At 65.2% G+C, this 18,166-nt stretch carries 24 protein-coding genes and 1 tRNA gene; 15 read left to right on the top strand and 10 right to left on the bottom strand.

The features are described 5' to 3' along the window. The 9 genes from ACO6D5_RS24415 to ACO6D5_RS24455 all read left to right on the top strand — a co-directional run. Window positions 1-720, top strand: a 720-nt coding sequence (locus ACO6D5_RS24415) for a transketolase C-terminal domain-containing protein (RefSeq protein WP_485826807.1), incomplete at its 5' end; no start/stop codon positions are given. Window positions 721-907: 187 nt separating this feature from the next. Further along, on the top strand, window positions 908-1,705 hold the full coding sequence (folE2, locus tag ACO6D5_RS24420) for a GTP cyclohydrolase FolE2 (protein WP_169270072.1): 798 nt from the start codon (window positions 908-910) through the stop codon (window positions 1,703-1,705). Window positions 1,706-1,712: 7 nt separating this feature from the next. After that, on the top strand, window positions 1,713-2,636 hold the full coding sequence (locus ACO6D5_RS24425; RefSeq protein ID WP_315529254.1) for a DUF817 domain-containing protein: 924 nt from the start codon (window positions 1,713-1,715) through the stop codon (window positions 2,634-2,636). Between the two features lie 226 nt (window positions 2,637-2,862). Continuing rightward, window positions 2,863-3,237: a 30S ribosomal protein S6 gene (gene rpsF, locus ACO6D5_RS24430; protein WP_006225050.1), complete on the top strand. Its 375-nt coding sequence runs from the start codon at window positions 2,863-2,865 to the stop codon at window positions 3,235-3,237. Window positions 3,238-3,287: 50 nt separating this feature from the next. Then, a complete protein-coding gene (gene priB, locus ACO6D5_RS24435) occupies window positions 3,288-3,611 on the top strand; it encodes a primosomal replication protein N (RefSeq protein ID WP_315529255.1) in 324 nt (107 codons plus the stop codon). 110 nt (window positions 3,612-3,721) lie between these two features. Beyond that, a complete protein-coding gene (gene rpsR, locus ACO6D5_RS24440; protein ID WP_006218308.1) occupies window positions 3,722-3,994 on the top strand; it encodes a 30S ribosomal protein S18 in 273 nt (90 codons plus the stop codon). Between the two features lie 14 nt (window positions 3,995-4,008). Next, complete coding sequence (gene rplI, locus ACO6D5_RS24445; RefSeq protein WP_006225048.1) at window positions 4,009-4,464, top strand: 50S ribosomal protein L9; 456 nt, start codon at window positions 4,009-4,011, stop codon at window positions 4,462-4,464. 127 nt (window positions 4,465-4,591) lie between these two features. Then, on the top strand, window positions 4,592-5,431 hold the full coding sequence (locus ACO6D5_RS24450; protein WP_485826808.1) for a BUD32 family EKC/KEOPS complex subunit: 840 nt from the start codon (window positions 4,592-4,594) through the stop codon (window positions 5,429-5,431). After that, window positions 5,428-6,810: a replicative DNA helicase gene (locus tag ACO6D5_RS24455; protein WP_006218311.1), complete on the top strand. Its 1,383-nt coding sequence runs from the start codon at window positions 5,428-5,430 to the stop codon at window positions 6,808-6,810. Before ACO6D5_RS24450 ends, ACO6D5_RS24455 begins: the two co-directional genes overlap by 4 nt. Window positions 6,811-6,872: 62 nt before the next feature. Here ACO6D5_RS24455 and ACO6D5_RS24460 read toward each other — a convergent pair whose 3' ends face one another. The 5 genes from ACO6D5_RS24460 to ACO6D5_RS24480 all read right to left on the bottom strand — a co-directional run bounded on the left by ACO6D5_RS24460 (window position 6,873) and on the right by ACO6D5_RS24480 (window position 10,508). Continuing rightward, entirely contained in the window at window positions 6,873-7,850 is a 978-nt protein-coding gene (locus ACO6D5_RS24460; protein ID WP_315529262.1) for a bile acid:sodium symporter, read from the bottom strand. Window positions 7,851-7,977: 127 nt separating this feature from the next. Next, window positions 7,978-8,958 (bottom strand): 4-hydroxythreonine-4-phosphate dehydrogenase PdxA, encoded by a 981-nt coding sequence (pdxA, locus tag ACO6D5_RS24465; RefSeq protein WP_485826809.1) that lies wholly within the window; start codon window positions 8,956-8,958, stop codon window positions 7,978-7,980. Next, complete coding sequence (locus tag ACO6D5_RS24470; RefSeq protein WP_315529266.1) at window positions 8,955-9,263, bottom strand: hypothetical protein; 309 nt, start codon at window positions 9,261-9,263, stop codon at window positions 8,955-8,957. The genes pdxA and ACO6D5_RS24470 overlap by 4 nt, the downstream gene beginning before the upstream one ends. Before the next feature lie 83 nt (window positions 9,264-9,346). Further along, window positions 9,347-9,805 carry an Lrp/AsnC family transcriptional regulator gene (locus ACO6D5_RS24475; protein ID WP_006225043.1) on the bottom strand — a complete coding sequence of 153 codons (459 nt, stop codon included), beginning with the start codon at window positions 9,803-9,805 and terminating at the stop codon, window positions 9,347-9,349. A 97-nt stretch (window positions 9,806-9,902) separates the two neighbouring features. Next, on the bottom strand, window positions 9,903-10,508 hold the full coding sequence (locus ACO6D5_RS24480; RefSeq protein WP_485826810.1) for a hypothetical protein: 606 nt from the start codon (window positions 10,506-10,508) through the stop codon (window positions 9,903-9,905). 171 nt (window positions 10,509-10,679) lie between these two features. On the opposite strand from ACO6D5_RS24480, the gene ACO6D5_RS24485 reads away from it, so the two are divergent. Together ACO6D5_RS24485 and ACO6D5_RS24490 are read left to right on the top strand one after the other, a co-directional pair. Then, the gene (locus ACO6D5_RS24485) at window positions 10,680-10,925 is read left to right on the top strand and encodes a hypothetical protein (RefSeq protein ID WP_485826811.1); all 246 of its coding nucleotides are present in this window, start codon (window positions 10,680-10,682) and stop codon (window positions 10,923-10,925) included. A 228-nt stretch (window positions 10,926-11,153) separates the two neighbouring features. Further along, the gene (locus ACO6D5_RS24490) at window positions 11,154-11,387 is read left to right on the top strand and encodes a hypothetical protein (protein WP_315529270.1); all 234 of its coding nucleotides are present in this window, start codon (window positions 11,154-11,156) and stop codon (window positions 11,385-11,387) included. Window positions 11,388-11,394: 7 nt separating this feature from the next. Here the strand turns inward: ACO6D5_RS24490 and ACO6D5_RS24495 are convergent, their stop codons facing one another. Further along, window positions 11,395-11,958: a VTT domain-containing protein gene (locus tag ACO6D5_RS24495; RefSeq protein ID WP_315529272.1), complete on the bottom strand. Its 564-nt coding sequence runs from the start codon at window positions 11,956-11,958 to the stop codon at window positions 11,395-11,397. Further along, window positions 11,955-13,394: an aminotransferase-like domain-containing protein gene (locus tag ACO6D5_RS24500; RefSeq protein WP_485826812.1), complete on the bottom strand. Its 1,440-nt coding sequence runs from the start codon at window positions 13,392-13,394 to the stop codon at window positions 11,955-11,957. Before ACO6D5_RS24500 ends, ACO6D5_RS24495 begins: the two co-directional genes overlap by 4 nt. Window positions 13,395-13,563: 169 nt before the next feature. Here ACO6D5_RS24500 and ACO6D5_RS24505 point away from each other — a divergent pair, with 169 nt between their 5' ends. The 4 genes from ACO6D5_RS24505 (at window position 13,564) to ACO6D5_RS24520 (ending at window position 16,120) form a co-directional block, all read left to right on the top strand. Further along, window positions 13,564-13,944 (top strand): hypothetical protein, encoded by a 381-nt coding sequence (locus ACO6D5_RS24505; protein WP_485826813.1) that lies wholly within the window; start codon window positions 13,564-13,566, stop codon window positions 13,942-13,944. 20 nt (window positions 13,945-13,964) lie between these two features. Continuing rightward, window positions 13,965-14,041, top strand: a tRNA-Met gene (locus ACO6D5_RS24510). A 184-nt stretch (window positions 14,042-14,225) separates the two neighbouring features. After that, on the top strand, window positions 14,226-14,570 hold the full coding sequence (locus ACO6D5_RS24515; RefSeq protein WP_006225036.1) for a hypothetical protein: 345 nt from the start codon (window positions 14,226-14,228) through the stop codon (window positions 14,568-14,570). 293 nt (window positions 14,571-14,863) lie between these two features. Continuing rightward, a complete protein-coding gene (locus tag ACO6D5_RS24520) occupies window positions 14,864-16,120 on the top strand; it encodes a TIGR03862 family flavoprotein (protein WP_485826814.1) in 1,257 nt (418 codons plus the stop codon). Between the two features lie 19 nt (window positions 16,121-16,139). Here ACO6D5_RS24520 and ACO6D5_RS24525 read toward each other — a convergent pair whose 3' ends face one another. The 3 genes from ACO6D5_RS24525 to ACO6D5_RS24535 all read right to left on the bottom strand — a co-directional run bounded on the left by ACO6D5_RS24525 (window position 16,140) and on the right by ACO6D5_RS24535 (window position 18,006). After that, window positions 16,140-16,544: a hypothetical protein gene (locus ACO6D5_RS24525; protein WP_315529280.1), complete on the bottom strand. Its 405-nt coding sequence runs from the start codon at window positions 16,542-16,544 to the stop codon at window positions 16,140-16,142. A gap of 69 nt (window positions 16,545-16,613) precedes the next feature. Then, entirely contained in the window at window positions 16,614-16,973 is a 360-nt protein-coding gene (locus ACO6D5_RS24530; RefSeq protein ID WP_088590237.1) for a hypothetical protein, read from the bottom strand. 73 nt (window positions 16,974-17,046) lie between these two features. Then, window positions 17,047-18,006 carry an LLM class oxidoreductase gene (locus ACO6D5_RS24535; protein WP_485826815.1) on the bottom strand — a complete coding sequence of 320 codons (960 nt, stop codon included), beginning with the start codon at window positions 18,004-18,006 and terminating at the stop codon, window positions 17,047-17,049. Window positions 18,007-18,166 lie beyond the last annotated feature (160 nt).

Consider the following 18,166-nt stretch of genomic DNA (forward strand, 5'->3'; position numbering starts at 1 on the left):
AAGCCCGTCGTCGCCATCTATTCGACCTTCATGCAGCGCGGCTACGACCAGTTCATTCATGACGTGGCCCTGCAGAATCTGGACGTGACCTTCGCGCTGGACCGTGCAGGCATCGTGGGCGCCGACGGCGCCACCCATGCCGGCAACTACGACACCGCCTTCCTGCGCTGCGTGCCGAACATGGTGGTGGCCACGCCGTCCGACGAAAGCGAAACGCGCCTGTTGCTGTCCACCTGTTATCAGTACCCGGGCCCGGCATCCGTGCGCTATCCGCGCGGCGCGGGTTGCGGCGCCGCGGAAGGTGCTGGCCTGGATACCGTCGAAGTGGGCCGCGGCGTGGTTCGCCGCGAAGGCAAGAAGATCGCCATCCTGGGGTTCGGCACCCTGGTGCCGGCCGCGCTGGCCGCCGCTGACAAGCTGGACGCCACCGTGGCCGACATGCGCTTCGTCAAGCCAATCGATCGTGAACTGATCCTGGATCTGGCGGCCCGGCACGATGCGCTGGTCACGTTGGAAGACGCGTCCATCATGGGTGGCGCGGGCAGCGCCGTGCTGGAAACGCTGAGCGCCGCCGGGGCGCAGATTCCCGTGCTGCAACTGGGGCTGCCGGACGCCTTCATCGACCATGGCGATCAATCGGCCTTGCTGGCCGGCATCGGCCTCGATGCCGCCGGCATCGAGCGCTCGATCCGCGCCCGCTACGCCGATCTGCTTGCCTGATCGGCCGCAGGGTTCCGGGCGAAGGCGCCGCTTTTGCCCGGAATATGAAACACACTGTTCTGGCCCCGCCAACCTACGGATAGAAGGGTTTTCCCTGGCGGTTGCCAGGGTTTGGGCGATAATGGCCCTCTCTCAAAGTTTCCTAGGCCGTGCGCGAGCGACTGATTGCCTAGACAGGTAAGCTGAAATGAATTCTCCGATCGACCCCGCCATCGTGATGCCCGACGTCCAGAGTTCGGCGGATACCCGGCACATCCCGATTCAACGCGTGGGCATCCGTGGCGTGCGCCACCCCATGCTGATTGAAAGCGGTGATGGCTCGGCCCAAGGCACCGTCGCCAACTGGACCCTGACCGTGGCGCTGCCGCCCGAAGAAAAGGGGACGCATATGTCCCGTTTCGTGGCGCTGCTGGAAAAGTACCGCAGCACCCCCATGACGCCGACGCTTTTCCGCGCCATGGCTGCCGACATGCTGCCGCTGCTGCATGCCGAACGCGGCGACATCACCGCCTCGTTCCCGTACTTCATCAACAAGTCGGCCCCGATCTCCGGCGTGCAAAGCCTGCTGGACTACGAGGTCCAGTGGATCGCGCGCGCCCAGGGCGACGGCGTCGAATTCGAACTGGTCGTGCAGGTGCCGGTCACCAGCCTCTGTCCGTGCTCGAAGGCCATCTCGGAATACGGCGCGCACAACCAGCGCTCGCACGTGACCGTGTCGGCCATCCTGAGCGACGACATCAGCATGGACGGCGTCATCCGCCTGATCGAGGAAGAAGGGTCGTGCGAACTCTGGGGCCTGCTCAAGCGCCCGGACGAAAAGTACGTGACCGAGCGCGCCTACGACAACCCCAAGTTCGTCGAAGACCTGGTGCGCGACGTGGCTGCGCGCCTGAACGCGCACCCCGGCATCGCGCGCTATCGCGTCGAAGCCGAAAACTTCGAATCGATCCACAACCACTCGGCCTACGCCGTCGTGGAAGGTTGAGCGTTCCGTGAGCCATCCGGCGGCCAGAGACTGGCCGCTTATCGCGGGGCTGCAAGCGTGGGAATCGCGGCTGGCCAATCATCTGGCCGGCCGCGGCCGTTTTGGCGTCGCGCTCTACGAGTTCTTCCGCTTTGGCGTGAAACAGGCCTGGGCGTGCCTGTTCGGCGGCTTGATGTGCGCGCTGCTGCTGGGCACGCACTGGTGGTATCCCAAGGATGCCGCCTTGGCCCGCTACGATTTCCTGACCTTGGCCGCGCTGGGCATCCAGGCCTTGCTGCTGGCGCTGCGCATGGAAACCTGGAGCGAGGCCCGCGTGATCCTGATGTTCCATGTGGTCGGCACGGGCATGGAACTCTTCAAGACGGCGGCGGGGTCGTGGATTTATCCCGAGGCGAGCGTGCTGCGCATCGGCGGGGTGCCGCTATTCACCGGCTTCATGTACGCGGCAGTGGGCAGCTACCTGGCCCGGGTGTGGCGCCTGTTCGATTTCCGTTTCCGCGCCCATCCCCCGTTGGCCGCCACCCTGGCGCTGTCGGTGCTGATCTACGTGAATTTCTTCGCGCACCACTTCATCTTCGATTTCCGGTGGGTGCTGTTTGCGGGCACGGCGCTATTGTTCGCGCGGACCTGGGTGTATTTCCGGATCTGGCGGGTCTACCGCCGCATGCCGCTGCTGCTGGGGTTCGTGCTGGTGGCCTTGTTCATCTGGTTCGCCGAAAACATCGGCACCTTCGCCAACGCCTGGCGCTACCCGAACCAGTCGCACGTCTGGCAATGGGTGTCGATCGCCAAGCTGGGCTCGTGGTTCCTGCTGATGATCATCAGCTATGTGATGGTCAGCGTGGTCAACCGGCCGCAGGAAATCGATGTTGCCGATCTGCCGCAACCGGCAGGCAAGGGCGTCGGAAATAGCCCGTCCCTTATTTCATGACCACGCTCTGGCTTGCGTCAAGCAGCCCGATCGGTGATAATCGAGGGCTTTCTTGCTCGACCGCCCATGGTTTTTGGGTAGCGGGCTGCCCCTTGCGGGCCGACGTCTTAACGTGCTGAAACCCTGAAACGGAGCAATCCGCGGCGGTGGTACGGCGCGACACCCATGATGGAAAGCGCGGGTGCGGGACGGTTGGCCAGCGAGACATCCTCAAGGAGTTTTACTCATGCGTCACTACGAAGTAGTGTTTATTGTTCACCCCGACCAAAGCGAGCAAGTGCCCGCCATGGTCGAACGTTACCAAGCGCTGGTCACGGGCCAAGGCGGCTCGGTTCACCGCCTGGAAGACTGGGGTCGCCGTCAACTGGCCTACCCGATCCAGAAGCTCGTCAAGGCTCACTACGTTTGCCTGAACATCGAGTGCGGCCAAGCCACGCTGGATGAGCTGGAACACTCGTTCCGCTACAACGACGCCGTTCTGCGCCACCTGGTCATCAAGACCAAGAAGGCTCAGTCCACGCCCTCGATCATGATGAAGTCGGTTGAGCGCGAAGAAGCCCGTAAGGCTTCGGCTGAAGCAGCGCCGGCTCAGGCCGAGTAAGCAGGGCTCACGCAGAGCTCATTCGTGAAGTCCCCTCGGTGCCTGGCAGGATGAATAAGCTGGAACTCAGCGCCCGCGTTCTTGAATGCGAGCCTTTGCGCCACACTCCCGCCGGACTGCCAGCGCTGGAAATGGTGCTGGCACACGAATCGGAAGTCATTGAAGCCGGCCATCCGCGCCGTGTTGAATTGACGATTACCGCCGTGGCACTGGGCGATCTGGCGTTGCTGTTGAAGAACACCGCGTTAGGGTCCGAATTGCTGGTGCAGGGGTTTTTGGCTCCCGCCCGCAAGGACTCGGTGAAGATCAAGCTGCATTTGCAGCAGGCACGCAAGATCAGCGGCAGCGCAGGACGCGATCCGCAGGTGGCTTGAAGGGAATGAGCAAAAGGTGCGAGAGCGCCTTCTGAATACGGATAGGTTATGGGGAGTCTGGCCTGGTTATTGATAACCGCCAAACCCCCTCAAACATAGAGGCACATATCATGGCTTTCTTCGGAAAACGCAAAGAAAAACGCAAATTCACGCAGCAGAACCCGCTCTTCAAGCGTCGTAAGTTCTGCCGCTTCACCGCAGCCGGCGTCGAAGAGATCGACTACAAGGATCTGGACACCCTGCGCGACTTCGTGCAAGAAAACGGCAAGATCATCCCGGCTCGCCTGACCGGCACCAAGGCAATCTACCAGCGTCAGCTGGACACCGCCATCAAGCGCGCGCGCTTCCTGGCCCTGTTGCCTTACACCGACAACCACAACTAATCCGGGGCACTGAAATGCAAGTTATTCTGCTCGAAAAAGTCGTCAACCTGGGCAACCTGGGTGAAGTCGTTCGCGTGCGTGATGGTTACGCCCGCAACTTCCTGATTCCCCAGCGCAAGGCTCGTCGTGCAACCGACGCCGCCCTGAAGGAATTCGAAGCTCGCCGCGCCGAGCTGGAAAAGGTCCAGGCTGAAAAGCTGGCCGCCGCCCAAGCTCTGGGCGAGCGCGTCTCCGGCTTCCAGCTGAAGATCGCTCAGAAGGCTGGTGTCGACGGCCGCCTGTTCGGTTCGGTCACCAATGCCGACATCGCCGACGCGCTGAAGAAGGCCGGTTTCGAAGGCATTGAAAAGGCGCAAGTGCGTCTGCCCAATGGCCAACTGAAGTCGATCGGCGAGTTCCCGATCCAGGTCGCCCTGCACGCCGACGTTCTCGTCGACGTCACGGTTCTGGTTGAAGGCGAGCTGTCCTAAGCCGGTACCTGCAGTACGAAGAAGCCGGCCCGCGCGCCGGCTTTTTTTCTTTTTGCCCCGCCGTCATTGCGTGTAGCCTTCCGGGCATTGCGCAAGAAGCGCGCCATTGTCTTGTACCGAGGACCCCTTGACTCAGCCGCCCGTTCATCACAACGCGCCGCCCGGCCTGCGCGCCTGGCTCGACAGCGTGGATGCCTCGCGTGAACCCTCCGTGCGGGACGTGACGATCGATGGCGTACGCTGCATCATCAAGCGCCGCCGCCCGAGCTTCGGCCGTGGTGTCGCCTACGCGCTGCGCTACGTCCGGGCCTTTTTGCTGGGCGTGGGCTGCAAGCTGTTCCTTGGCGAATTCCCGCGGCCCGGCGTGCTGTTGCGCAACGGCCTGACGCACGAGGCCCAGCGCCTGGCGATGCTGTTGCAGGCCGGTTGCCGGGTGCCCGAAGTGTGGTGGCAAGAGCAAGGCCTGCTGGTCCTGGAATACGTGGGCGAAGACTTGGCCGACCTGATCCGCAACGAGGATTCCACCTCCCAGCTGTGGCTGGCCCGCGCGGCCGCGGCCGACCTGGCGGCGTTCCATGCTCGCGGCATGTGGCATGGCGGCGCGCAGATCCGCAACGTCACGCTGCGCGACCGCGAGCTGTGGCGCATCGATTTCGAAGAGAACATCGGGTCCACGTTGTCCCGGCCGCTGGCCCAGGCGTACGATCTGTTCCAGATGCTGGCCTCGCTGGTGTCTTTGCGTAAGTTGCCCGACGATGTGGCCCTGTCCCTGGGTAAACTGGCGCTTGACGTCTACCTCGAGAGCAACCCCGACCCCGAGGTCAAAGCCCGCCTGACGCGCCTGGCGCGCGTCCTGTGCGGCGTCGCGACGCCTTTGCGGCCTCTGTTGCGCCGTTTGCCGTCGCGCGACGTCCAGGGCTTTTTCCGCGCTGCCGATATCTTGCAGCCGTTACTATTGAAGTTATGAACACACCTGCCGATCCCCAGCTCGAATACCTGCGCGTTCCTCCCCATTCCATTGAGGCGGAGCAGTCGGTTCTGGGCGGCCTGCTGCTGGACAACACCGCATGGGACCGCATCGCCGACGTGCTGGTCGAAGAAGACTTCTACCGCCATGACCACCGGCTGATCTGGCACCACATTGCCCGGCTCATCGGGCTGGCGCGTCCCGCTGACGTCATCACGGTCAATGAATCGCTGATCAGCGCCGGCAAGGCCGAAGATTCCGGCGGCCTGGCGTATTTGAACGCGCTGGCGCACAACACGCCGTCGGCGGCGAACATCCGCCGCTACGCGGAAATCGTGCGCGAGCGCGCCATGTTGCGCAAGCTGGTGTCGATCGCCGACGAGATCTCTTCGGCGGCGTTGAATCCGCAGGGCAAGGAAGCGCGGCAACTGCTGGACGAAGCGGAATCCAAGGTGTTCAAGATCGCCCAGGAAGGCTCGCGCGGCGCCGCGGGCTTCCAGGAGATCCAGCCGCTGCTGACGCAGGTCGTCGAGCGCATCGACGAGCTCTATCACCGCGAAGGCAGCTCGGACGTCACCGGCGTGCCCACGGGCTTCACCGACCTGGACAAGATGACCTCCGGCATGCAGGGCGGCGACCTCATCATCGTGGCCGGGCGCCCGTCCATGGGCAAGACCTCGTTCTCGATGAACATCGGCGAACACGTGGCCATCGAGCAGGGCCTGCCCGTCGCCGTGTTCTCGATGGAAATGGGCGCGGTCCAGCTGGCGATGCGTATGCTGGGTTCGGTCGGTCTGCTGGACCAGCACCGCATGCGTACCGGCAAGCTCATCGCCGACGACTGGCCTCGCGTGACGCACGCGGTGCAGCTCATGCAGGACGCGCAGGTCTACATCGACGAAACGCCCGCGTTGAGCCCGATGGAAGTGCGCGCGCGCACGCGCCGCCTGGCCCGCCAGTGCGGCCAGCTGGGCCTGATCATCATCGACTACCTGCAACTGATGTCGGGCAACGGCTCCGGTGAAAACCGGGCGACCGAAGTGTCGGAAATCAGCCGCTCGCTCAAGGGCCTGGCCAAGGAACTGAACTGCCCGCTGATCGCGTTGTCGCAGCTGAACCGGAGCCTGGAACAGCGCCCCAACAAGCGCCCCGTGATGAGCGATCTGCGCGAATCCGGCGCTATCGAACAGGACGCCGACGTGATCCTGTTCATCTACCGCGACGAGGTCTACAACCCCGATTCGCCGGACAAGGGCACGGCCGAGATCATCATCGGCAAGCAGCGTAACGGGCCGATCGGCACGGTGCGCCTGACTTTCCAGGGCTCCAGCACGCGCTTCTTGAACTTCTCGGGCGCGCAGCCCCGCGACATGTACTGACGCCAGCGGCGCCCTTCGAAAAAAACCGCGCTATGGCGCGGTTTTTTTTGCTGCGGCAGACCTTAGCCGTCGGCTTCCGGACGCTTGCCGTAGCGGGCGGCCAGGACGCCGCACACCATCAACTGGATCTGGTGGAACAGCATCAGGGGCAGCACGATGGCGCCGACCGCATGGCCGGCGAACAGCACCTGCGCCATCGGGATGCCGCTGGCCAGACTCTTTTTCGAACCGCAAAAGAGCAGGGTGATGCGGTCTTCAACATTGAAGCCCAGCAGCTTGCCTGCCAGTGCGGACAAGCCCAGCGCCAGCGCCAGGATGACGGCGCAGCACACCACCAGGCCAACGAGCGCGGGGATGGGCGTGGTGCTCCACAGGCCTTCATTGATGGCCTCGGAGAACGCCGTGTAGACGACCAGCAGGATCGAACCCTGGTCGACGAACTTCAGCATCGCCTTGCGCTTGTGCACCCAGGCGCCGATCCAGCGGCGGGCGAACTGGCCCAGCACGAAGGGCAGCAGCAGCTGCAGCATGATCTTGCCGACCGCGTCGAACGAGATCGGCGCGCTGCCGGCGTTGGCCACGACCGTGCCCACCAGCAACGGGGTCAGGAAGATGCCCAGCAGGCTGGAGGCGGACGCACTGCACACGGCGGCAGGCACGTTGCCGCGCGCCATGGACGTGAACGCGATGGCGGACTGCACCGTGGCCGGCAGGCAGCACAGAAACAGGATGCCCAGGTACAGTTCGGGCGTCACCAGCGGTTCCAGCACGGGCTTGAGCGCAAGTCCCAACAGGGGAAACATCAGGAACGTGGCCGAGAAGATCGTCAGGTGCAGCTTCCAGTGCGTCAGGCCGGCGATGATGGCCTCGCGGGACAGGCGCGCCCCGTGCAGGAAGAACAGGAGGCCGACGGCGACGTTGGTGATCCAGCCGAATATCACGACGCCTTGCCCGTGCGCGGGCACGATGCTGGCGATGATGACGGTGCAGATCAGATAGAGGGTGAAGCGGTCGGGCAGAAGGCGGGCAAGGCGTGACATGGAGGGGTAAAGGGCAAGTCGGAAAAGCGGCGGCGCGCGAAGGGGCGCCGGAAACGGGGCGTATTGTAGTCCCGTGTCCGCCCAGGCCCTAGGGCCTGTTGCCGCCACAAGGCGTCTTGTCCGACCCTCAGGGCGTCATGGCCAGCGCCAGATCGAAAGCGGCGACCAGCGAGGCCTGGTCGGCCACGCCGCGGCCGGCGATGTCGAAAGCGGTGCCGTGGTCGACGCTGGTGCGCACGAAAGGCAGGCCCACCGTGACGTTCACGCCATGGTCCAGCCCCAGGTACTTGACCGGGATGAGGCCCTGGTCATGGTATTGGGCCACGACGATGTCGAATTCGCCGCGGCGGGCGCGCATGAAGATGGTGTCGCCGGGCCACGGTCCGCTGGCGTCGATGCCTTCTTCGCGCGCGCGGGCGATGGCGGGTTCGATGATGTCGATGTCTTCACGGCCGAACTTGCCGCCTTCGCCGGCATGCGGGTTCAGGCCCGCCACCGCCACCCGGGGTTTTTCGATGCCCATCTGCCGGCAGGCGCGGTCGGCCAGTTGCATCGCGGTCAATTCGGCTTCGGGCGTGATGCGGGCGATGACGTCCGCCAGCGCCACGTGGATGGTGACCAGCAGCACGCGCAGTTCATCGTTGGCCAGCATCATGGCGAAGTCCTGCGTCGCCGAGCGCTCGGCCAGGATCTCGGTGTGGCCCGGGTAGTCGATGCCCGCCTCGTGCATGGACTTCTTGTTCAGCGGGGCCGTGACAATCGCGCGGATGCGGCCGGCCTGCGCGTCGTCGATGGCGGCGCAGACGTAGTCATAGGCGCCGCGTCCGGCGGCCGCGCTGATCTGCCCTGCAGGCAGGTCGGCGGGCAGCGCAGGGCTACAGGCGACAACGTTGATGCGGCCCGCATCCAGCCGGGCCATGTCCACGCTGGGGATTTCAACGATGTCCAGGCGCGCGCCCAACTGGGCCGCGGCCCGGCGCAGCGCGCCGGCGTCGCCATACACGACGCAAGGCGCGTTCAGGCCTTGCGCGTAGGCTTTGACGACGATTTCGGGGCCGATGCCGGCGGCATCGCCCATGGTGATTCCCACGGGCAGGAGAGCGTTCACGATGCTTTGTCTTTAGGAGGATCGATGGCGCCGCATTCGAACGTGACCGTCGCGCGCTTGGAGCCCAGGCCCGTCGCGTGGTTGGACGTCACCTTCGGCTTCTGCAGCTTGCGGCCGATGGATTGGCAATACTGGTCGGCGCGTTGCAGCGTCTGGTTCTTCAGTTCAACCCAGGTCAGCAACTGCGTGCCCGAACTGTACGTGACGCTGTACGTGTTCTTGTCGACGGACGTGACCTCGCTCATGCTGGAGCAGGCAGCAAGCAGGGTCAGCAAGGCGGCGGCGGGGGCAAGGCGTGCAAGCATGGGTCGTCCAGGAATCTCGTTATCCGTCATTACAACACCATGTCGGGCCACGAGAAAAGGCGGAAGGGCGCAAGGCGGGCGGGTCAGGGCGCGGCGACGGCGCTGCGGCGGTCCACTTTGCGGCTCAGGACGATCGAAGTCTGCGTCTGCTTGACGCCATCGATCAGGCCGATGCGGTCCAGCAGTTCGTCCAGTTGCTCATGGGTTTCGCAACGCAGGAAGATCAGATAGTCGTACGGGCCGCTGACGGAAGACACTTCCTCGACTTCCGGCATGCGCTCCAGTTCGCGGATGACGGCGGCGGGCGTCTTGGGCAACACGCTGATGAAGCAGTATGCGCGCACGGCCGCCTCTTCCAGCAGGCGGCCCAGGCGCACCCCATAGCCCGATACGATGTGCTCGCGTTCCAGCCGGGCGATGCGGGCGACCACCGTGGTGCGGGCCAGCCCCAGCTTGCGCGCCAGGATGGCGGCGGGTTCGCGCGCGTTGGCGGAAAGCAGGCTGAGCAGTTGCCGGTCGATGGCGTCGAGTCGTTCGTTCATGCGGTGGGCGCGGGTCGGAAAGGGGATTGCCGACGGTACAAGCGGCGGCCTGCCCGCGTCAATGCGCGTGGACGGGCATGAAGGCGAGGTGGCCGGCCTAGCCGTCGGATTCCGGCGGTATCCCGCCATGATAGATGCGGCCGTCGAACTCGAAGCGGGTGATCGTCTTATGTGCGGCGTCGAAGATGCGGTCGCGGCTGCCCGCGTCCAGCCCGTCGTGGTCGGCAAAGCGGAAGCGGCACAGGTCGATGTCGCTGTCATAGAACACGGTATGCACGAAGCGGCTGACGTCGGATTCATGGGCGAAATGCGCGAACTCGCGTAATTGCTCCATTTCGTGGAAAGCGCCATTGCGGCTGACAAGCAGCATGCCGAATTTGCGCTCCTCGTCGGGCTCGGGTTCCGGCGCGGGCGGGGCCTCGGCGGCCAGCGGGTCTTCGTAGTCGAAATGGGCGCCGGCTTCACGCATGGCGGCCAGCACCTTCTGCCATTCCCGCTCGTCAAGCGTCAGCCGCGCCATCATATAGAACAGGCGCTGCCGGCCTAGCTGGCGGGGCTCGGGGCCGCCGGCGTAGCTGGGCCATGGGGTCGCCGCGTCCAGCCCGGCAAGTTCCGCCATGCGTGCGTCGCTGTAACCCAGGCGGTCCTGCAGCCGTTGCAGAGACTGGGCGTCCGGGGGGGCGTAGTGCTGGATCGTCTTCATGAGCGCGCTCCGGTGGCCCGGGGCGCCATGGACAGGGCCGGGGGCGTGCGCCGCGGTGCCCTTGCGGCTACGCTTGATGCTAGCGCGGCGCGTGGCGCTTGCCTAGCGCCGGCTGGCCGGAGGACGCCATGCTAGGATTTGCGCCGACTATCAATGCCAGGAGGCTTACACATGGACATCCAGGAACAAATCGGCGTCATCGTGCACACCATTTCGCATCAGGGCGGCCGCATCGATGCGCTGAATTCGACCCTGTTGTCGATGCTGCATCTGGTCAAGGCCTCGCCGGGCCTGCGCGAAGCGATCGAGGCGCAGCTGGAACAGAACTATTCCAGTTTGCTGGCCCGCTCCGAGAATCCGCAATACGTGGCAGGTTTCGAAAGCGTGCGCGACATGATCACGGCCGCGTTGAAATAGGCCCTGCCAAGCAGGAAGTTACCCACAGCTTCTGTGGACAAGCCTTGGGATAGTACGGGCATAGATCCGCAAATCCCTTTAATTACAAGGGCTTGGAAGGGGCGGTCAAAGGTGGCTCCATTTGCGCTTTTCGGACGTCTGTTTCAATGTCCTACGCGGGACGCCGCAAGCCGGGTAATATGCGGCCCCATGCGGAATCAGTATCGATTGGAACACCGGGGCCCGGCCATGTTGGCCCGTGTCTCGGAAGCGGCAAAGCTGGCGGCGTTCGACCCCGGCAAACTTACTCCCGAAGCGCGCCAGAGCTGGGAGCGCATGGGGCATGGCTTCAAGGCCTGGCACGACTTCGACCAGCGCCATCCCATCCTGCGCCGCCTGGCGCTGCTGCCGCTGATCGGCCGCTGGTACCGCAAGGCGCGGCGGCGTCACGTCCTGCACGCCAGCGGCCGCGTCGTCTGTTGACTGCCAGTCAGCGCCGGCGCCTGGCGATCAGGTGGTACGCCAGCCAGATCACCACGCCGATCGCGGCGGCCACGGCCAGTTTGGTTTCCACGCCATGCAGGCGTCCCAGCATGGATTCGATGGTCTGCCCGAAGGCGTAGCCCAGCAGGCTGAAACATACCGCCCAGATCGCGGCCGCAATGGCATTGAGCACGAAAAAGCGCAGCGGCGGCACGCGCGACATGCCCAACGCCACCGGGCCTACGGTGCGCAGGCCATACAGGAACCGCAGGCTCAGGATGAAGCCGTGCGGGTAGCGGTCGACCAGGGCCAGGGCGCGCTCGAAGGCGGGCTTTTCGCGGATGCGCCGCACCAGGCGATGGTCGCGGTAGCGCCGCCCCAGAAAGAACAGCAACTGGTCGGCCACGAAGGACCCCGCGAAGGCGCACAGCATCACATAGGGCAGATGCAGCAGCTTCTGGTGCGCCAGGAAGCCCGCGAACACCACCACGCTTTCGCCTTCCAGGAACGTGCCGCCCAGCACGGCCCACAAGCCGTAGTCGACGATGAACTGGTGCAGGGCCGGGTTCATGCCGCGCGCTCGCCGACGATGCGCGCCAAGGTCTGCAACGCGCGGGAGATGTCGGGTGTCGTGCGCTGCCCGCAACTGATCCGCAGGAAGTGGTTGTAGCGCGTGCTGTTCGAGAACATCGCACCGGGCGCGACCCGGATGCCCTCTTGCAGCGCGGCCTCGAAGACTTCCATGCCCGACCGGCCGCCGGGCATCTCCACCCACAGCAGCATGCCCCCTTGGGGCACGCTCAGGCGGGTGCCGCGCGGAAAGTGCGCGGCGATTGCTTCGGCCGTCTGGTCGCGCTGGATCTTCAAGTGCCGGCGCAGCCGCGCCAAGTGCCTGTCATAGGCGCGCGATCCCAGGAATTCGGCGACGGCGATCTGCGCCAACGGTTCATTGGGGCGGCTTTGCGCGAACTTCAGCATGGCGATGCGGGCCTTCCAGCGGCCACCCAGCAACCAGCCCAGGCGCATGCCGGGCGCCAGTGTCTTGTGCATGGATGAGCAATAGATGACGTTGCCGGTCGCGTCCCAGGATTTGGCGGCGGCCAGCGGCGTGTCGTCATCGGTCAGCGCGCCATAGGTGTCGTCTTCGATCAGCGGCACTTGCTGGCGTTCGCACAGCGCCACCAGGCGGGCCTTTTCGGCATCGGGCATCACGCAGCCCAGCGGGTTCTGGAAATTGGGCACGACCACGACGGCGCGGATGTTTCCGTGCGTCTGGAACGCCAGATCCAGCGCCTCGATCGACAGGCCGTTCTGCGGACTGGTGGGAATTTCCAGCGCCCGCATGCCGAGGCTTTCCAGGATCTGCAGCAGGCCGAAGTAGGTCGGCGATTCGACGGCAATGGTGTCGCCGGGCCGCGCGACCGCGCGCAACGCGAGGTTCAGGGCTTCGATGCAGCCGTGCGTGACGATGACGTCGTCCGGGGTGGCATTGATGCCGTTGGCCAGTGCCCGGCGCGCCAACACCGTGCGTAGCTCCGGGTGGCCCTGCGGCGGAACGGGGCTGACCAGCACCTGCGGCGTCATGCGCAGGGCGCGGGTCATCGCCTGCTTCAGCGCCTCCATCGGATACGCCTCGGGCACCGCCGCGGCCAGCGCGAAGTTGGCGCTGACGGGATGGGCCTCGCACTTGGCGATGAAGTCCGAGACGCGGTCGTGGATGCCCACGTATTGCGCCGCGCCCAGCGTCTGGCGGATGTCGGGCTCGTTGACCGGGGGGATGCTGTTGCGCCGAGGGTGCAGGACGAAATACCCCGAGCGGGGCCGGGCTTCGATCAACCCGTCGTCTTCCAGTTGGCGGCAGGCTTGCAGCGCGGTGGAGAGGCTGACGTGATGGGTGCGCACCAGCGTGCGTACTGAGGGCATGCGCTGGGCCGGGGCCAGCACGCCCGTCTGGATGGCGCGCCGGTAATGGTTTGCCAGGCGTAGGTACAGCGGTTGTGGGTCCATGCGCCGATCATGCTCCCCGAGGTTGGAATGAGGGTAGGCACAGATGGATGAAAAATACACCATAACAGCGTCAAAATCGAGCATCTGCATCGGTACAGAAAGGGTCGGAGTGTGGCTGTTGCGCAAAGCAGGGCGCGCGTAGCCTGTGAGGGTCCGACTGGAGAACATCATGAATGCCGAATCCTCTGCCCACCCTCTGGCCCGCCGCCTGGAAATCGCCGCTGGCGCGTGCCGGCAATTGACGCTGCGAGCCGGCGCCACCCTGGTATGCGTGGCCGGCAGCGTGCGCGTGCAAGAGGCCCCGACCGGCGCCCAAGCCGCGGGCAGCCTGGGTTTGCCGGTATCCGCCCGCGTCAACGCGGGCGAAGCGCATGGGGTCGGCTATGGCGGCGTGGTGCAGGTGACGGCGATCGGCCCGGCCGAGGTGATTTGCCTGGACGTTCCAGGGCCGTTCGACCGGCTTTTCCACCTGGCGGCGAATATATTTCGCATGAATGCGGCAAAAAATACGAATAATCGCCTGGGTGCGCTGCACAAGATTTCAAAATGAGGTATGATTCACACATCAGACGCGGGGTGGAGCAGTCTGGCAGCTCGTCGGGCTCATAACCCGAAGGTCGTAGGTTCAAATCCTGCCCCCGCAACCAGTTTCAAGAGAACAAGCCGCGATTTTCATCGCGGCTTTTTTTCGTCCTTTTTTCGTCCGGAACTTGCCCTGGGTCAATCCTTTGTTCCAGCCCGGAGTTTCCCGGGTGTTGCCAGCCGCACAGCACGGCGACCCTGAGCTACCATGGGTCACGCGCGCTAGTTCGCCGCACTCGAGGAGGGTCCATGGGTACCGCAAAATACGATCATCCTGGTTACGTCGCCGATACCGGCGCTGAAGGCAAGTACCACGTGGGCATCTGGTGCCCGCACGGTTATCCCGCCCATATCCATATCGGCCGGCCTGCGGAACGCGGTGATCCCCAGGCGCTGCTGCGCCTGCGCATTCCCGACGGCGTCTTCCAATCGTTGCCGGACGATCCCGAGACCCTGTGCCGCCGGGCGTTGGGCCAGGCCATGGACGCCGGCTTGCTGCGTTCCGTCGCGGTGGACGGCGAATATCAGGAACTGCGTTTCCAGCTGGATGCGGAACCCTGGTCGGGTCCGATGCAGGCGGCGGGCAACGCCTGACGCGGGAAGTTACCCACAGCGACTGTGGACAAGCCTTGGGATAGCCTTTGCGCATGTCCGAAATGTCCAGTCATAACAAGGGCTTGGCGCCTGCGGTCAATAAATGGCCGGCGCCGGGCCTTTTTACCGTTGGGCCTGCCCTGAAGCGCAACGCGGGAAGGCGGCCGGGGCGTCATGCGACAATCCTCCCCCCCGCGGCCCGCGCCGCGCTTCCCCCGTATTGACCAATTCGATTTTGCCGCCATGCCGAGTCCTACGCCCTTGCCCGCTTTCGCCTTGATGGCGCCGGCGCCATGACCCCGAGCGCTTCCAAACGCGTCGCCGTGATCGGGGGCGGCCCGGCCGGCCTGATGGCAGCCGAGGGGCTTGCCGCCCAGGGCCTGCAGGTGGATGTGTTCGATGCCATGCCGTCGGTGGGGCGCAAGTTCCTGATGGCGGGGCGGGGCGGCTTGAACCTGACGCATAGTGAAGCGGCAGGCCCATTCCTGGCGCGTTATGGCGATCGCGCCGGGCAGGTGGCGCCCTGGCTTTCCGTCATGGACGCCGCCGCGTTGCGCGACTGGGCGCATGAACTGGGCATCCAGACCTTCGTGGGTTCGTCGGGCCGTGTCTTTCCGCAGGAAATGAAAGCGGCGCCGTTGCTGCGGGCATGGCTTGCCCGATTGCGCGCCAATGGCGTGCGCTTCCATATGCGGCATCGTTGGCTGGGGTGGGCCGCGAGCGACATGCCTTCGGCGGCTGAGCTGCGATTCGACACGCCCGAGGGCGTGCAGACGCAGGCGGCAGATGCCGTCGTCCTGGCGTTGGGCGGAGGGAGCTGGGCCAAGCTGGGGTCGGATGGCGCCTGGGTCGCCGGACTGCAGGCGCACGGCGTCGAGGTGGCGCCGCTGCGCCCCGCCAACTGCGGGTTCGACGTCGCATGGTCGGCGCACTTCCGCGAGCGCTATGCGGGCCAACCCGTCAAATCCGTTTCCATGTCATGCGCTCTGCCATCGGGCGGCGTGCTGGCCCGGCAGGGCGAATTCGTCGTATCGGAGACGGGCATCGAGGGCAGCCTGGTCTATGCGCTGTCCGCGCCCTTGCGCGATCGGATCGACGGGCAGGGGCACGCCGTCGCCACGCTGGACCTGGCGCCTGACTGGACCCAGGAAAAAGTCACCGCTGCGGTCAATCACCCGCGGGGGGCGCGTTCCCTGTCCAGCCATCTGCAAAGCCGCATGGGATTGACGGGCGTGAAGGCGGGGCTGTTGCGCGAATGCGCGTCGGCCGACGATTTCAAGGATCCGGAGCGGTTGGCGCTGCGGATCAAGGCGCTGCCGCTGACGCTTGTGCGTGCGCGTCCGATCGACGAGGCCATCAGCACGGCGGGCGGGGTGTCTTTTGACGCCTTGGACGCAGGCCTGATGCTGCAATCGGCGCCCGGGGTGTTCGTGGCCGGCGAAATGCTGGATTGGGAAGCGCCGACGGGCGGCTATCTGCTGACGGCCTGCATGGCCAGCGGACGGGTTGCGGCGTCGGGCGTGACGGAGTATCTGTCCGGCAAGCCTTAAGGCTTGCCGCTTTCGATAATCAAGAACCCGTGGGGTAGGGCGCCATGCCCAGCGGCGTGCGCGGCGCAAGGTCGCCCACGACATGGCCGACGACGGGCGGGCCGCCCTCAGGCTGCGTGATGATGCCGATGACGCGCGTAATGGCGCTGGCGGGTATGTCGGTGCCGTGGGCGGGATCCTGCACCAGTTGCCAGATGGTGGCACCGGCGGGATCGGCATCCTCTTGCGTTTGCGCGGAGGTGTCCAGGCAACTGCGGGCAAAGAAGGACCAGTCTGACGCGCTGCACGGCAAGCCGTGGGCAGTCGCCAATCGGGCCAGGGCCAACGGCGCATCCGGCTGGCCCGCGGCGTGTTGGGCGGCAGCGCCCAGCGAGACGTCCAGCGACAGCAGGCGGAGAAACTCTACGACATTGTCCGAATTCATTGTGGGGTCTCCTGTAGCTGCTCTGATTCATTGCCGGCCGCCGCAGACCGGCCGGTTATAGGGGGCGTTTCAGCCGGGGCCTTGCCCCAGCATCGACACCAGTGATTTCTTCAGCCGGGCAGAAAAAATCGGTACCGTATGAGAGACGCCGTTCCGGTCGACGCCTTCCTTCAGTTCGACCGATTGTCCAAGGAAAATTTCCGGCGCGGCGTTGATTTCGTTATAGCGGGCAAGCAGTTCGTCAACGTGTTCTTGCGCGTCAGCCAGCGTGCTGCTGTCCGCGAGCTTGCCGGCGGCATGGGCTTGCAGGATTCGGTGCAGATCGTCGATGAACAGCGCCAATGCCGCTTGTCCACGGCATTGCGGCTGTTCCCAGCCCCAGCCCTGGGGGGCTGCGCCAGCGTTCTGCGGTACAGGTTTTTTGTTCATTTTCGAATCCTAATCCATTGCCGGCAAATACGCGACAGCCGCGGCCGGGGCCGCATTGTAGGTCGCAAGGCGCCTACCAGCGGGCGGGGGCGGGGAGCGGCCCCTCATGCGCGGGAAAATGGGGCAGGACTTCCTCGGCCAGTTCCTGGATCACCTCGGCGGCGGGACGCTCCGAGAACTGGATGCCCAGCGCCGCATGGTTGACACCCGCGTCCTGCCAACGCGCCAGCAGATCAAGCAGGCCCCGTCGACCCGTGCGCAGGACATAGCCGCCTTGCATCGGCGTGCGCGGATGGTCCGGATCGGCGCTCAGGTCCAGCCATTCGTTGGTGGCATGCGGCCGGAATCCCGCATCGGGAATCAGGGCGCGCCAGGCGCGGACCTTCTGCGCCAGGCGTTGCGGGCCCGCGTCGTCGTGCGTGCTGTCGGGGTAGGTCAGCCAGCCGTCGGCGTGTTCGCCCACCCATTGCGGCGTTTGCCGGCAGGAACCCGTGATCAGCAGGGGGACGCGCCCTGCCGCCGGCTTAGGCAGAAGCTGCGGTCCGGCTAGGCGCCCCAGCGGCGAGTCGATGGCGCCGTGGGGGTCTTGCATCAGTCGGCGGAAATAGGACACCGTTTGCGCGAAACGGTCGCCGCGTTGCGCGGGGTCCAGTCCATACGCAGGGAATTCGACGGGGCGGTCGCCCGAGGCAATGCCCATGACGAGTCTGCCGCCGGACAGCCGGTCAAGCGTGGCGGCCCCCTTGGCCAGGTCGATCGGATGCCGCAGGGGAAAGACCGTGCTGCCGGTCGCAAGCGCGATGCGCTCGGTGCGGGCCGCCAAATAGGCTAGATAGGAAAAGGGGTCGAATACCTGGCCGGCGTCGCCGAAGTTCGGATCGAACAAGGGCACGTCACGGACCCATACGGCGGCGAAGCCCCGGCGGTCCAGGTCGGTGACCAGGTCGGCCTGGCCGTGCAGCACCGCCATGTCGCCCTGATAGAAGCGCAAAGGCAGGAAGACGCCTACCGTCAGATGGTTGGGGGCGAACATGCGCCGATAGCCCGGGTGGGCGGCAAAGGCGGGCGCCGAGGCGCCAGTTGGCATCGAAAGGACAGTCGTGGTGTCAGTCATCAGAGGGCGGAAAGTCAGGAGGCAGAAAGTCAGGAGGCAGAAAGTCAGGAGGCAGAAAGTCAGGAGGCAGAAAGTCAGG

This window comes from Achromobacter sp. (assembly GCF_057314935.1).

Bases quoted from the DNA above. Each gene is read 5' to 3' on its own strand.
- ACO6D5_RS24535 (WP_485826815.1), bottom strand. From the start codon at position 18,006: ATGTTCGCCCCCAACCATCTGACGGTAGGCGTCTTCCTGCCTTTGCGC.
- ACO6D5_RS24495 (WP_315529272.1), bottom strand. From the start codon at position 11,958: ATGAACCCGGCCCTGCACCAGTTCATCGTCGACTACGGCTTGTGGGCC.
- ACO6D5_RS24480 (WP_485826810.1), bottom strand. From the start codon at position 10,508: ATGAAGACGATCCAGCACTACGCCCCCCCGGACGCCCAGTCTCTGCAA.
- ACO6D5_RS24515 (WP_006225036.1), top strand. From the start codon at position 14,226: ATGGGTACCGCAAAATACGATCATCCTGGTTACGTCGCCGATACCGGC.
- ACO6D5_RS24490 (WP_315529270.1), top strand. From the start codon at position 11,154: ATGTTGGCCCGTGTCTCGGAAGCGGCAAAGCTGGCGGCGTTCGACCCC.
- folE2 (WP_169270072.1), top strand. From the start codon at position 908: ATGAATTCTCCGATCGACCCCGCCATCGTGATGCCCGACGTCCAGAGT.
- ACO6D5_RS24505 (WP_485826813.1), top strand. From the start codon at position 13,564: ATGAATGCCGAATCCTCTGCCCACCCTCTGGCCCGCCGCCTGGAAATC.
- priB (WP_315529255.1), top strand. From the start codon at position 3,288: ATGAATAAGCTGGAACTCAGCGCCCGCGTTCTTGAATGCGAGCCTTTG.
- rpsR (WP_006218308.1), top strand. From the start codon at position 3,722: ATGGCTTTCTTCGGAAAACGCAAAGAAAAACGCAAATTCACGCAGCAG.
- ACO6D5_RS24460 (WP_315529262.1), bottom strand. From the start codon at position 7,850: ATGTCACGCCTTGCCCGCCTTCTGCCCGACCGCTTCACCCTCTATCTG.
- ACO6D5_RS24530 (WP_088590237.1), bottom strand. From the start codon at position 16,973: ATGAACAAAAAACCTGTACCGCAGAACGCTGGCGCAGCCCCCCAGGGC.
- ACO6D5_RS24475 (WP_006225043.1), bottom strand. From the start codon at position 9,805: ATGAACGAACGACTCGACGCCATCGACCGGCAACTGCTCAGCCTGCTT.
- ACO6D5_RS24470 (WP_315529266.1), bottom strand. From the start codon at position 9,263: ATGCTTGCACGCCTTGCCCCCGCCGCCGCCTTGCTGACCCTGCTTGCT.
- ACO6D5_RS24485 (WP_485826811.1), top strand. From the start codon at position 10,680: ATGGACATCCAGGAACAAATCGGCGTCATCGTGCACACCATTTCGCAT.
- rpsF (WP_006225050.1), top strand. From the start codon at position 2,863: ATGCGTCACTACGAAGTAGTGTTTATTGTTCACCCCGACCAAAGCGAG.
- ACO6D5_RS24520 (WP_485826814.1), top strand. From the start codon at position 14,864: ATGACCCCGAGCGCTTCCAAACGCGTCGCCGTGATCGGGGGCGGCCCG.
- ACO6D5_RS24455 (WP_006218311.1), top strand. From the start codon at position 5,428: ATGAACACACCTGCCGATCCCCAGCTCGAATACCTGCGCGTTCCTCCC.
- rplI (WP_006225048.1), top strand. From the start codon at position 4,009: ATGCAAGTTATTCTGCTCGAAAAAGTCGTCAACCTGGGCAACCTGGGT.
- ACO6D5_RS24525 (WP_315529280.1), bottom strand. From the start codon at position 16,544: ATGAATTCGGACAATGTCGTAGAGTTTCTCCGCCTGCTGTCGCTGGAC.
- ACO6D5_RS24500 (WP_485826812.1), bottom strand. From the start codon at position 13,394: ATGGACCCACAACCGCTGTACCTACGCCTGGCAAACCATTACCGGCGC.